General features: G+C 72.2%; 9 protein-coding genes. 7 read left to right on the top strand and 2 right to left on the bottom strand.

Annotation, left to right across the window (positions count from 1 at the left end; genetic code table 11):
• Window positions 1-36: 36 nt before the first annotated feature.
• The gene (locus ACIP9D_RS10225) at window positions 37-2832 is read right to left on the bottom strand and encodes a BTAD domain-containing putative transcriptional regulator (protein ID WP_350869036.1); all 2796 of its coding nucleotides are present in this window, start codon (window positions 2830-2832) and stop codon (window positions 37-39) included.
• Window positions 2833-3087: 255 nt separating this feature from the next.
• Between ACIP9D_RS10225 and ACIP9D_RS10230 the strand changes: the two genes are divergently transcribed.
• The 3 genes from ACIP9D_RS10230 (at window position 3088) to ACIP9D_RS10240 (ending at window position 5658) form a co-directional block, all read left to right on the top strand.
• Window positions 3088-3858 carry an SAM-dependent methyltransferase gene (locus ACIP9D_RS10230; protein WP_350869937.1) on the top strand — a complete coding sequence of 257 codons (771 nt, stop codon included), beginning with the start codon at window positions 3088-3090 and terminating at the stop codon, window positions 3856-3858.
• A 101-nt stretch (window positions 3859-3959) separates the two neighbouring features.
• Entirely contained in the window at window positions 3960-5216 is a 1257-nt protein-coding gene (locus tag ACIP9D_RS10235; RefSeq protein WP_350869038.1) for an RNA polymerase sigma factor, read from the top strand.
• A gap of 76 nt (window positions 5217-5292) precedes the next feature.
• Window positions 5293-5658 carry a YciI family protein gene (locus tag ACIP9D_RS10240; RefSeq protein ID WP_350869040.1) on the top strand — a complete coding sequence of 122 codons (366 nt, stop codon included), beginning with the start codon at window positions 5293-5295 and terminating at the stop codon, window positions 5656-5658.
• Window positions 5659-5711: 53 nt separating this feature from the next.
• On the opposite strand, the gene ACIP9D_RS10245 is transcribed toward ACIP9D_RS10240, so the two are convergent.
• On the bottom strand, window positions 5712-6491 hold the full coding sequence (locus ACIP9D_RS10245) for a DivIVA domain-containing protein (RefSeq protein ID WP_350869043.1): 780 nt from the start codon (window positions 6489-6491) through the stop codon (window positions 5712-5714).
• Window positions 6492-6702: 211 nt separating this feature from the next.
• On the opposite strand from ACIP9D_RS10245, the gene ACIP9D_RS10250 reads away from it, so the two are divergent.
• From ACIP9D_RS10250 to ACIP9D_RS10265, 4 genes are all read left to right on the top strand, one after another.
• Window positions 6703-7611, top strand: a complete 909-nt coding sequence (locus ACIP9D_RS10250; protein ID WP_350869045.1) for a hypothetical protein — start codon at window positions 6703-6705, stop codon at window positions 7609-7611.
• A gap of 201 nt (window positions 7612-7812) precedes the next feature.
• Window positions 7813-8532 (top strand): hypothetical protein, encoded by a 720-nt coding sequence (locus ACIP9D_RS10255; protein ID WP_350869047.1) that lies wholly within the window; start codon window positions 7813-7815, stop codon window positions 8530-8532.
• Window positions 8533-8535: 3 nt separating this feature from the next.
• Window positions 8536-9372: a cobalt transporter gene (locus tag ACIP9D_RS10260; protein WP_350869049.1), complete on the top strand. Its 837-nt coding sequence runs from the start codon at window positions 8536-8538 to the stop codon at window positions 9370-9372.
• 69 nt (window positions 9373-9441) lie between these two features.
• Window positions 9442-13644, top strand: a complete 4203-nt coding sequence (locus tag ACIP9D_RS10265; protein WP_350869050.1) for a LamG-like jellyroll fold domain-containing protein — start codon at window positions 9442-9444, stop codon at window positions 13642-13644.
• Window positions 13645-13734: the final 90 nt, after the last annotated feature.

Here is a 13734-nt window from a genome sequence, read left to right on the forward strand (position 1 = left end):
GGCCGGCCACACCCCGCCACCGGGGTGTGGCCGGCATCAGCCGGGCGTCGACGGTTCGGACGCCTGGCGTAGCTGTTCCCGGACCTGTTCGGCGTCCGGGTGGTCGAGGTCGACGAAGATGTCCAGCGCCTGCTGCCAACATTCGCGGGCCGCCGGGAGGTCACCGGCGGCGTGTTGGGTTTCGCCGAGGTGGCGCAGGGTGACCGCCTCGTTCATCCGGTCGCCGAGTTTTCGATAGAGGCCGAGGGCCTCCTGATAGCACGAGAGGGCCTGGTGAAGGTCGACGTGCCGGTACGCGTAGCCGAGGCTGTCCCAGGTGCCCGCCGTGCCGACCGGGTCGCCGAGCCGCTCGAGCAGGGCCAGCGCCCGACGGCAGTGTTCGATGGCCTGCTCGTGCTCGCCGAGCAGCGCGTTACACCAGCCCACCGAGTTGTGGGTGTTGGCGACCCCGCGCTCGTGACCGGCGCGCCGGAACAGCTCCAGCGCCCGCAGGTCGTGCCGCAGCGCCGCGCGGACGTCGCCCTGCTGCTCGGACAACCAGCCGAGGCTGCGGTAGGTGAAGCCCTGCCCGACCAGGTCACCGAGGTCGTAGAAGAGGCCCAACGCCTGCCGGTAGTCGTCCTGCGCGGCGTCGAACTGCCGCAGGCGCACCCGGGCACCGCCCAGGATCCGGTGCGCCTCCGCCTCCGCCGCGCGGTCATCCTGCCGCCGCGCCGCGGTCACCGCCATTTCCCCGACGTACGCCCAGTCGAGCCAGTGCCCCCGGCGGGCGAAGAAGTTCGCGGTGGCCCAGGCGAGCTGCCAGACCCGCTCGTCGAAGCCGGCCTGCGCGGCCCGATCCAACGCGGCGAGCAGCACCCGGTGCTCGGCGGTGAACCAGGCCAGCGCCGCCGGCCGGTCCCCGAACGCCTCCGGTTGCGCGCCCGGCGCGGCCACCGGCGGGTCCGGCGGATCGCGATGCGGCCAGAGCAGGCGGTCGGCGGCGAGCGCGGTGTGCAGGTAGTGGTCGAGCGCCCGTGGCAGCGCGGTTCCCACCTCGTCGGCGCCGGCCAGCTCGTTGCCGTAGGCGCGCAGCAGATCGTGCAGCGCGAACCGGCCGGGCACGTGCTCGACGACCAGGTGCGCCGCGGCCAACTCCCGTACCCCCGGCCGTACCTCGTCGACGGGCAGGGCGGCCAGACTGGCCGCGGCGGCGACGGTGACGTCCGGGCCGGGATGCGCCGCGAGCAACCGGAACAGCCGGGCCGCCGTCGGGGTGAGCCCGCGGTACGACCACGAGAAGACCGCCCGTACGTCGGTGTCGCCCACCGCGAACGCGTCGAGCCGGCCGGCGCCGGCCCGCAACTCCCCGGCGAGCGCGTCGAGGCTGAACTCGGGGTGGGTGGCCGCGCGGGCGGCCACGATGGCCAACGCCAGCGGCAGCCGGCCGCACGACTCGATGATCTGCCCGACCGCCGCCGGCTCGCCCGCCAACCGGGCCGCCCCGACCCGGCGCGCGATCAACTCACTGGACTCACCGCCGCTGAGCAGACCCAACCGCAGCGGCCGGGCACCCTCGGCGACCACCAGATCGGGCAACTGGTTGCGGCTCACCACGATGGCGGCGCAGCCCGGCGCGCCCGGCAGCAGCGGGCGGACCTGCGCCACGTCACGGATGTTGTCGACCAGCACGAGGATTCGCCGGCCGGCCAGCAGAGCGCGGTACAGGCCGGTCTGTGCCGCCAGGGTCGCCGGCATCTTCTCGGGCGTGACCGCCAGCGCGTCGAGGAAACCGCGCAACGCCTGGCTCGCGGTGAGCGGCGCCGCGACCGGGTCGTAGCCGCGCATGTCGACGTAGAGCTGCCCGTCGGGGAACTCCTCCCGTACCTCGTGGGCCAGGCGCACCGCGAAGAGCGTCTTGCCGACCCCGGCCAGCCCGCTGACCAGCACGGTGGGACAGCTCTGCTCCCGGGCGAGCAGAAGCTGGCGGGCCGCGTCGAGTTCGTCCACCCGGCCGACGAACTGTGGCGGATCCGGCGGCAGCAACGAGGGCCGTGGCGGCTTGGCGTGCTCCGCCGGCAGCCGCGGCAGTGGCACCTGGCGGCGCAGGATGTCGCGCTGCAGGGCCTGCAACTCCGGCGCGTCCAACCCGCGTTCCCGGAGCAGGTTCAGGCCCTCCCGGCACACCTCGGCCGCCTCGTCCACCCGCTGCTCGGCGTAGAGCGCCACCGCGAGCAGCCGCCGGATCCCCTCGTCGTACGGGTCGTCGACCACCGCGCCCGACAGCTGCGCGATCGCCTCGGCGTGCCGCCCGAGCGCGGTCAGCCCCTCCGCGTGGCCGCGGCGTGCCGCCCGACGCTCCGCCTCGAGTTGGGCGACCGCCGGCAGCACGAACGGCCGGTCGGCCACGTCGGCGAAGGCAGGACCACGCCACAGAGCCAACGCTTCCGCGAGCCGGGCGACCCCCCGCTCGACCAGGTCCGGCTCGCCGGCCGAGACGAGTCCCCGGCCCTCCGCACACCACCGCACGAAGCGGTGCGCGTCGACCACGTCCGGCGCCAGCGTGAGCCGGTACGCCGACGCCGCCCCGGCGCCGACCGTCGCCACCGCCGGCTCGTCCGCCGCCGTTCCGACCCGCAGCGCGCGGCGCAGGTGCGACACGTGACTGCGCAACGTCGTGCGGGCGCCCGGCGGAGGCGAGTCGGCCCACATCAGCTCGACCACCCGCGAGGCCGGCACCGCCGTACCTGGCTCGACGAGCAGGATCGCCAGCAGCTCCACCAGTTTCGGGCCGAGCCGCACCGGCCGGTCGTCGACCTGCACCCGGACGGGGCCGAGCACGCTGATGCGCAACAACCCGTCCTCACGCTCCCATCCGCCGCGTCCCCACTACGGTAGTGGTCGATCTCATGACCCTACGTGTAGTTGATCGAGTTTCCCGAATGTCGGGTAAGCGCCATAGGAGGCGCGCGGTGGATGCCGCCTGAGCCCCTGACGCGGCACCCGTGATCGACGGGACCGTGCGAGCATGGTCTGTCCCCTGTGCACAGTGACGATCCGGAAGGCAGCATCGTGGCAGACAACGCCCCGTTCTCCGTGACCGAGCAGATGCCGAAGATCGACGCGAGCGTGCCGCACTCGGCCCGGATCTGGAACTACTGGCTGGGCGGGAAGGACAACTTCGAGGCCGACCGGGCTGCCGGCGAGCAGGTACGCGCGATCTTCCCCGCGATGATCGAGACCGCTCGCGAGTCGCGGGCGTTCCTCTCCCGCGCCGTCGGCTTCCTCGCCGGCGAGGCCGGCATCCGGCAGTTCCTCGACATCGGCACGGGCCTGCCCACCGCCGACAACACCCACGAGGTGGCCCAGCGGGTCCGACCGGACAGCCGCGTCGTCTACGTCGACAACGACCCGATGGTGCTCGCCCACGCTCGCGCGCTGCTGGCCGGCACGCCCGAGGGCCTGACCCGATACCTGCACTCCGACCTGCGCGACCCCGACGCGGTTCTGCGCCAGGCCGCCGAGCACCTCGACTTCACCCAGCCCGTCGCGGTCCTGCTCTTCGGCGTGATGGGGCACATCGCCGACGACGACGAGGTGGCCGACGTCATCCGGGAGCTGCTCGCCGCGGTCCCCTCGGGCAGCTACCTGGCGCTCTCCGACGGCACCGACACCAGCGAGGCGGTCGTCGAGTCCCACCGGCAGTACAACGAGAGCGGCGCGGTGCCCTACCACCTGCGCAGCCCCGAGCGGATCGCCCGCTTCTTCGACGGCCTGGAGCTGGTCGAACCCGGCCTGGTGCCGTTCACGCACTGGCGGCCCGGGCAGGGCACCCCCGCCGACGTCGACGGCTACGGCGGCGTCGGCCGCAAACCCTGACCGACCGGGAACCGGTCCCTGACGGGGCTGTGCCACCTCTGAACTGCGAATTCACCGGGGGTCGGTGGCGAACGCCGGACCGGGGATGCTGTCATGTGCCGGTGGGGGAGTCAGAGGTACGGCGCACCGTCGAGACGGTGTGGCGGATGGAGGCCGGGCGGGTCGTCGCAGGCATCGCCGGGATCGTGCGCGACGTCGGCCTGGCCGAGGAGTTGGCCCAGGACGCGCTGGTCGCCGCCCTCGAACAGTGGCCGCGCGACGGCGTACCGGCCAACCCCGGCGCCTGGCTGACGACCGTGGGCAAGCGGCGGGCCATCGACGCGCTGCGCCGCCGGCAGACCCGCGAGCGTACGCTCGCCGAGCTCGGCCGCGACCTCGACGAGCAGGTGAACCCCGACTTCGACGCCGCCGTCGAGGACCGCATCGAGGACGACCTGCTCCGGTTGATCTTCGTCGCCTGCCACCCGGTGCTCTCCCCGATCGCGCGGGCCGCGCTCACCCTGCGGCTGATCGGCGGCTTGACCACCGGCGAGATCGCCCGCGCCTTCCTCACTACCGAACCCACCGTCGGCCAGCGGATCACCCGTGCCAAGCAGACCCTCGCCGCCGCCCGGGTGCCGTTCGAGGTCCCCGGGCCCGCCGACCGCGCCGAACGCCTCGACTCGGTGCTGGAGGTCGTCTACCTGATCTTCAACGAGGGGTACGCGGCCACCGCCGGCGACGACCTGATGCGCCCCGCCCTGTGTCAGGAGGCGCTGCGCCTGGCCCGGCAGTTGCAGGCGCTGATGCACGGCGAGCCCGAGGTGCACGGCCTGGCCGCGCTGCTGGAGATCCAGGCCTCCCGCACCCACGCCCGCACCGCCCCCGACGGCGAGCCCATCCTGCTCAACGACCAGGACCGCCGCCGCTGGGACCAGTTACTCATCCGCCGCGGGCTCGCCGCGCTCGACCGGGCCCGCACCGACCACCCCGGCCCTTACGCCGTGCAGGCCGAGATCGCCGCGTGCCACGCGCGGGCGCGTACCCCCGAGGAGACCGACTGGGCGCGGATCGCCGCGCTCTACGCGGAGCTGGCCCGGCTCGTGCCCTCGCCGGTCGTGGAGCTGAACCGGGCCGTCGCGATCGCCCAGGCCGAAGGGCCCGCCGCCGGTCTGGCGGCGGCCCGGGCGCTGGCCGACGAGCCGGCGCTCGCGCAATATCACCTGCTGCCCAGCGTGCTCGGCGACCTGCTCGCCAAGCTGGGCCGGCACGACGAGGCCCGGCAGGAGTTCGAGCGCGCGGCGTCGCTCGTCGACAACGCGCGGGTGCGGGCACTGCTGCTCGACCGGGCCGCCGACTGCGGCCAGAAAAAATCTTGAGAGCGGATGTCGGATCCCGGCCGACCCGCCCGACGCGTCAGTGAGAGACAGCAAACTTCCTGGAAGGAACCCTGAGATGCGCTACATGCTCATGCACAAGCTCGACGAGAACCAGCCCGGCGCCTTCGACCCCAGCCCGCAGTTCCTGGAGCGGCTGGGCGCCTTCATGGGGGAGGCGATCCAGGCCGGTGTGCTGCTCTCGGGCGAGGGGCTGGAGAAGAGCAGCAAGGAGTCGGCCCGGATCACCGCCGAGAAGGGCAAGACCACCATCATCGACGGCCCGTTCACCGAGACCAAGGAACTCATCGCCGGGTTCGCGCTGATGGAGGTGCGGTCGAAGGAAGAGGCGGTGGAGTGGGGCAAGCGGTTCGCCGACCTCTTCATCGCCGACGGCATCGACGTCGAGGTCGACGTCCGCCGGGTCAACGAGGGCCCGGCCTGAGCCGACGTACGACGGGGAGCCGGCCGCGCCGGTCGGCTCCCCGTGCGGCCCGGCTAGGAAAGTGCCTGCTCAGGCTCCGCGCCCTCATCACCCCAGCGGGCCAGCGCGGCTGACAGCTCGTCCAGGAACGCGTCGACCTGCCGGACGTCATATCCGCGCATCGCGATGATCAGCCCGGCGCGCGCCCGCTCGAACTCCGCCTTGACCTGGTACCGCTGAATCACGCTCTCCGACATCAGCGCGTCCTGGCCGCGCCGGATCAGGGCATCCACCGGGCCCGGGTCATATCCCCGTAACCCCATAGCGAAGTCCGGCGCCTCGAACCGCTGCCGGCGCAGCTGCCGGGCATCGGTGAAGCGGTCGCCGCCGAAGTGGGCGAGGGTCGCGGCCACCTCGTCCGTCTGCTGCCGGACGTCGTCGAGGTCGAGCAGGACCAGACCGGCCCGGCCGTCGACCGCGCTCCGCCCGTCGAGGGGACGGTCGATCGCCGACCCGTCGGCCGGCACCAGCAGCAGGTTCGGGGACTTCGACCTGCTGCCGCCCACCGTCGGCACCGGCTGATCGAGGATGATCGCGTCGATCTCGGCCCACGGCACCAACCGGTTGAGCCCGGCCGTCCGCAGCGTCAGCCCATCGGCTCCGATCTGGAACGTGAACGGCTTGAACTCGCTGACGACCAGTGCGCCACCGATGACCAGCAGGAGACCGCCCAGGATCCACGCCCCGACGGACGGGGGCGATGCGCCGGCCGCGCCGCAGAGCAGCACACCGGCGCCGAAGGCCAGGAACACGAGGCCGAGCACCAGCAGGCGTCGACTCTTCCGAAGCTCCACGCCCACACCTCGAATCTGCTGGGGACCGCCGCGCAGAGCATGGCACGGCATCGCAAGGGTCCGCCGACTCCGACGGCGTCAGTCGATTACCTGACGTAGTCGGTTTGGAGATAATGCCTGGTCGCTTGACTACCTAGCGTGAGCGCGTCAACGACGAAGCGCCGCAGCGGTCATCCGATCACGCTGCGGCGCGGCAGACAGGAGAGCACACATGTCAGCTCGAAACGCCTCCCGCCGGTTCGGTCCCCGCGCGCTCAGCCTCACGGTCGGCCTCGCCGTCACCGGCGCAGTCGTGGTCGCCCCCGCCGCCCCGGCGTCGGCCGCCGTCCCCGGCCTGGTCCGGGTCGCCGTGACCAGCGTCAGCAACTCCACCGACTTCCGCAGCGTCACCGCGACCTGCCCGGTCGGCAAGGTGTTGACCGGCGCCGGCTACGAACTCAACGGGGCGACCGGCGAAGCGGTCGTCGACGACTTCCGACCAAACGGCGGCCCGGCCACCGCCCCGACCGCCGTCACCGTCGGGGCGTACGAGGCCGAGGTCTTCGCCGGCAACTGGTCCGTCACCGCGTACGCGGTCTGCGCCAACCCGGTGGCCGGCCTGGTGCGGGTCGCCGTGACCAGCGTCAGCAGCTCCGCCGACTTCCGCAGTGTCACCGCGACCTGCCCGGTCGGGAAGGTGCTGACCGGCACGGGCTACGAACTCAACGGCGTCACCGGTGAGGCGGTCGTGGACGACTTCCGGCCCAACGGCGGTGTGGCCGCCGCGCCGAGCGCCGTCACCGTCGGGGCGTACGAGGCGGACGCCTTCGCCGGCAACTGGTCCGCCACGGCGTACGCGATCTGCGCAAACCCGCTCGCCGGACTGGTCCGCACCTCGGTGACCAGCGTCAGCAACTCCACCGACTTCCGCAGCGTCACCGCGACCTGCCCCGCCGGGAAGGTGCTGACCGGCGCCGGGTACGAGCTGAACGGCGTCACCGGTGAGGCGGTCGTGGACGACTTCCGACCCAACGGCGGCCCGGCCATCGCGCCCACCTCGGCCACCGCCGGCGCGTACGAGGAGGACGCGTTCGCCGGCAACTGGTCGAACACCGCGTACGCCATCTGCGCGACGGCCTAACGGCTCCTCGGCGGACACGGGTGACGAGGGTGCGGACGCGACGGTCCGCACCCTCGTCTTCGGACTCACCGCGCACCCACTCTTCGAGGTCCGGCAATCTCGACGTCAACGTTCGCTCAGTTTCCGTGACCTCGCCGGTCACCTGGAGCCGAAACGATCACGGGGATCGCGCCTGGTCCCCGAGCGAATTGCGAGTCCACCGTGTCCTCCCCACGCCGTGCCCCGCGCCGCGTCCGGCGTTGCTCCTGGGGCGTGCTCGCGCTGGCCCTGATCGGGGTGCTCGTGCCGGATCCGGCCTCGGCGCACCCCTTCGGCGCTCCACAGCAGATTGAGGTCGCGGGCCAGGGCGAGCACGCCGTGCGGGTCCGCTGGCTGGTCGGCGGAACCGACGACCTGACCCTGCTCGGCATCGACCTCGGCGTGCTCCCGAAGGACCGGGTGATGCTGGACGGCGCGGTCAGCTACGAGGACTCCGACGCCGAGGCGATGGCCAAGGCGCCCGAGTTCGCCCGGTACCTGACCGAGCGGATCACCGCGACCCAGGACGGGCGGTCCTGCGCGGGCGAGGTCAGCGTCGCCGGCGACCTGGCGGCCGACGGCGCCGAGGTGCTGTTCACCTGCCCCGCGCCGGTGAGCCGAGTGACCGTGACCTCGCGGATGCTCACCGACCTGCATGAGGCCTACCGGACGCTCGCCAGAGGCCCCGACGGGCAGAAGGCGGTGTACGACGCCACACACGAGTCGGCCGACTGGAGCATCACCGCCGGCCCGGACCCCGGTTCCCGTGCCGCGTCGACCCGGACGGTCGCCGCGGTGTCGTCGGACCGCAGCGCCCGGCAACTCCTGGTCATCGGGGGCGTCATGCTGGCCGCCGCCGCGGCCGGGATCTTCTTCTACCGCCGACGCCGACGAGCGGCCTGAACCGTGGACGCCACCGCACTCGTCGGCGACCCCATTGCCCGCCTGCTCAACGGTGATCTCTTCGGGGCCGCCAGGATCGGCGATCAGCTGATCGAGATCGTGCAGTCGCCGGGTTTCGTGCCGGTGGCGCTGGTGATCGCCTTCCTGGCCGGGGCCGCGCACGGGCTCGCGCCCGGGCACGGCAAGAGCCTCGCGGCGGCGTACCTGATCGGCTCGCGCGGCCGGGTCCGCGACGCCGCCTGGCTGGGATTCTCGGTGGCCGCGATGCACACCGTCTCGGTGCTGGTCGTCGCGGTGGCCTGGACCTTCTTCTCCCTCTCCGACCTGGTCAGCCTCGAGCGCCTGACCACCGGACTGCAACTGGTGGCCGGCCTGACCGTCGTCGCCGTCGGGCTCTGGCTGCTGCGACGCCACCTGCGTCGACACGGCCACCACCACCCGCACGACCACGACCACGGTCACAGCCACACCCACGGCCACACCCACGGCCACACCCACGACCACGGCCACACCTCCCGGCCGGGTCTGCTCCTGCTGGGGGTGTCCGGCGGTCTGACGCCGTCCCCGGCGGCCTTCCTCGTGCTGGTGACCGGCATCTTCGCCGGCCGGGCCGGGTTCGCCCTGCTTCTCGTGGTCTGCTTCGGCCTCGGGCTCGCCGCCGTGCTCTTCACCGTCGGACTGCTGGCCCTGACCGGCCGCTCCCTCGTGGCCCGCGCCGCCTCGTCCGGCGCCCTCGTACGGCTGGCCGCGCGGGTGGCCCCCGTGCTGGCCGCCTGCGGAATCACCCTCATCGGCGTCGGCATCTCCGCCGCCGCCGTCGCCGGCCTGCCCGGGACCTGACCCGCTGTCGCGGATCCCCGACCACCGACCACCCCACACCAGAAGAACCCCCAACCAGAAGGAGATGTCGTGAGGACACGACTCCATCCGATCGCCCGAGGATGGCGCCGCCTCGGCGCGACCACCCTCGGGCTCGTGGTGGCCGGCGGCGCGCTGCTGCTGCCCGCCCAGGACGCGCCGACCCTGGGCAGCGTCAACCCGGTGGCCGTGGCTGTTCCGGCCGCGGACGTGCTCGATGTCGCGTTCACCGGCGGCACCGCCACCGACCGGGCCCAGGGCCTCGCCCCCACCACCTGGGGGACCCCCGGCTACGCCGCCGAACCGGCGATCGGTCACGACATCCTCAAGGTGGACGGCGTCGACGACGCGGTCTCCTTCGACTTCGCCGACCAGTGGAGCCGCTTCTCCGCCGGCTTCGCCATCGAGTGCGTCTTCCGGGTCGACACCACCATGCCGGTGAGCGGCGAGAAGGACCTCTGCTCCGACAAGGAGGGCGGCGGCTTCTCGGTCTACGTCAACGCCGGCAACCTCGGCACGATGGCGCACATCGGCGGCGGCTACAAGTCGGTGCTGACCCCGATCACCGGCAACCGCTGGTACCACGCCGTCTCCGTCTGGGACGGGCAGGCACTGCGCCTCTACCTCAACGGTCAGCTGGCCGGCTCCACCGCCGCCACCGGCGCGCTCACGCTGCCGGCCGCGACCGCCCGCCGGTTCGTCATCGGCGCCGACGCGGCCCCCACCGGCATCGGCCAGGTCGCCCCGCCGGCCTCCTTCGCCGGCAGCAAGGTCTGGAGCCGACCGCTGGACGCCGCCCAGGCGGCCGAGCTGGCGTCGGCGTACGGGCTCAAGCCGCCGGTGCCGGTCGCCGACGTCCTCGACGTGGACTTCGACGACAGCACCCCGAAGGACGACGCGCAGAACCTCGCCGTCACCACCGTCGGCGAGCCGGTGATCGCCCAGGACGCCGCGGTGAAGGTGCCGGTCGCCTCCTTCGACGGCGCCAACGACGCGTACGCCTACGCGATGGGCGACGCGCAGTGGGCGAAGATCGGCAACCAGGTCTCCATCGAGTGCACCTTCAAGGAGAACGGCACCCTGCCCAACTCCGGCGAGCACTCGGTCTGCTCCGAGAAGGAGACCGGCGGCTACTCGATCGTCGTCTACGGCGACAAGCTGACCTTCGCCGTGTACGCCAACGGCGCCTACCGCAACGCCCAGGTCCCGATCTCCTCCGGCCGCTGGTACCACGCCGTCGGCACCTGGGACGGCGCCACCGCCCGCCTGTACGTCGACGGCATCCTGGCCGCCTCGGTCGCCGCGCCCGCACCGCTCGGGCTGCCGGGTGGCGCCGCCCGCAACTCCTTCTACGTGGGCGCCGACGCGGTCAACCAGTTCTGGGCGCCGGCCACGGTGCGCAACGCCCGCATCTTCTCCCGGGTACTCACCCTGGACGAGGTGCAGGCCCTCAACGTCGCCGCGCTCGGCGACGTGCGGGACGCGGGCGTCGCGGTCACCGCGACCGTACCGGCCGAGGGCGCCCACCTCAGCCGCCCGACCGAGCTGCAGGTGAGCGTCGCCAACCAGGGCAACGCCACCGGCTGGCGCTACCTGCTCGACGGCCAGCCCGTGCAGGTCGGCCAGGAGATCGGCGCCGGCCTGAAGTCCGGCACCCACACCCTGGCGATCTCGGCGACCGACGTGTTCGGCAGGGCCGTCGGCAAGACGGTCACCTTCACCTCCGACGCCATCCCGACCGGCGGCGGCACCGACATCGGCCAGGGCAAGGGCCGGGTCACCCTCTCGGCGATCGCCCACAACCCGGACGGCGGCGACGTCACCACCACGTTCAAGCAGGCCACTCCGAGCGTGCCGGTGGGCGGCTTCCAGGGCGTCGTCCCGGTGATGCCGTCCACGCTGGAATTCTCGTACATCGAGGGCGGCCAGATCGGCGCCAGCCCGCGCCCCGACGGCAACCTGGCGAACAGCCCGTCCACGGGCAACATCCCGTTCCAGCGCTACGACGTGCAGGTGCCGGCGTCGGCCGAGCGTCGCCAGATCCTGTGGAGCGGCGTGGTCGACCCCGAGCGGGCGGTCTCCCTGCACGCCTGGAACACCACCACGGGGTCGTGGACCGAACTCGCCACCGCGCGCGGCCAGGCAGAAGGCGACACCACGCTGAAGGCCGCCGTCCGGCCCGAGCTGGTCGACAACGGCACCGTCCACGTCCTGGTGGTCGGCGAGGACCCGTTCGCCGACGACCTCGCGCCGCGCGACGGCACCGCCAACGACCCGGCCAACCGGGACCACTTCGACGACCCGTCGAAGTACGACTTCTCGCTGGCCCACTTCACCGACACCCAGTACCTCGCCGAGGGCGCGGCCGGCGGCACGTACGACGACTTCGACGGCGTCGACGAGCCGACCGACAAGATGACCATGGAGGAGCGGGCGCTCTGGCAGAAGTCCTACCAGGACACCACCCAGTGGCTCGCCCAAAACGCCGGCGGCAAGAAGATCGCCTACACCGCGCACACCGGTGACGTCATCGAGAACGACCACTCCAACCCGCTCGCCAAGGACTCGAACGGCAACCTGCTCTACCCGGGCCTGGACGAGCAGGTGACCCGCGAGTTCCAGTTCACCTCGCAAGCGCAGCGGACGCTGGACGACGCCGGCCTGGTCAACCAGGTCGTCGCGGGCAACCACGACAACCAGGGCGGCAACGAGACCGGCCCGACGTCGCGCTTCAACCAGTACTACGGCCCGGATCGCTACTACGACGGCTCGCAGAAGTGGCCGGCCGTGTCCAAGGCCTCCTACCACGCGTGGGACGAGACCACCGACGCGGCGGGCAATACGGTCACCCGGGGCAAGGACAACCAGAACAACTACGTCCTCTTCTCCGCCGGCGGGCTGGACTTCGTGGCGGTGGGCCTGTCCTACGGCGTCACGCAGGCCGAGGCCGACTGGGCCAGCTCGGTGTTCCAGCGCTACCACGACCGCAACGGCATCCTGCTGACCCACGCCTACCTGGCCCCGTCCACGACGCCGGACGGCCGCGGCGCCAACTTCTCCACCGACGGCTCCCGGGCCTTCTCGAGCATCGTCCAGTCCAACCCGAACGTGTTCCTGGTCCTCGCCGGCCACGAGCACGGCGTCGGCACCAACCTCAAGACCGGGGTCGGCGTGACGGTGGCCCACGACGTGGTCGAGCTGCTCGCGGACTACCAGTTCTACAAGATGACCGCGGGCGAGCTGTGGCCGGAGAAGGTCGACGCCGCAGGCAACCTCGACCTCAACGGCGACGGCACCGTCGACCACAAGAAGGACGACCTGCTCCAGTTCGGCGCCAGCTTCCTGCGGCTGCTGCAGATCGACGTCGACCGGTCCGAGATGAGCATCGACACCTACTCGCCGATGCTGAACAACTTCGGCGCCACCGAGTACGACGACCGCAAGCGCTACAACGGCGCCGAGGACAACATGGTGCTGCCGATCGACCTGTCCAGCCGGACCACCAGCTTCGGCACGGACAGCCTGGTCGTCGTCACCCCCACCGACACGGTGATCGGCACGGCCACCGCGAAGTCGGGCTGGCCGGCCAGCGTCGAGTGGAAGGGCCTCGCCGAGGGCGAGCTCTACGCCTGGACCAGCACCAGCAGCACCGGCGACGGTGAGCAGGTCGGCTCGGCGGACCAGTTCGGCGGCGTCTTCATCGCCACCGCGGCCGGCACGGACGTCACCCCGCCGGTGCTGACCGTCCCGGTCTCGACCACCGTCAAGCAGGGCGAGCCCTTCGACCCGCTCGCCGGGGTCACCGCGGTGGACAACACCAACGGCAACATCACCGACCGGATCCAGGTGGTCGGCACGGTCGACACCAACACCCCGGCCAGCTACGCGCTCACCTACCTGGTCTCCGACACCAACGGCAACCAGGCGGTCGCCAGCCGCGTGGTCACCGTGACGAAGACCCCCACCGAGGTACGCATCCCGACGTCGGTCCGCGCCGACGACGTGACGGCGACCTGGCGCAAGACCCTGAAGCTGACCGCCACGGTCAAGCCCAGCTCGGCGACCGGTCCCGTGCAGTTCCTCATCGGTGAGGACGTGCTGTGCGAGGCCAAGGTGAAGAAGGGCGTCGCCACCTGCGAGGTCGACCGGCTGCCCAGGCCCGGCACCCACCAGGTCCGGGCGGTCTACGGCGGTGACAAGAAGTACGCGCCGTCGTACGACGACTTCACCCTGAAGGTGGTCGAGCGCCGCTGATCAAGAGGTCCGCCACGTGAGCGGGGCCGGTCCGATCGGACCGGCCCCGATTCTCGCCTGGGGTCCGGTTCCGGACGGGGTGACAGCCCT

It is taken from the genome of Micromonospora sp. NPDC093243 (assembly GCF_044753725.1).
GTDB lineage: Bacteria > Actinomycetota > Actinomycetes > Mycobacteriales > Micromonosporaceae > Micromonospora.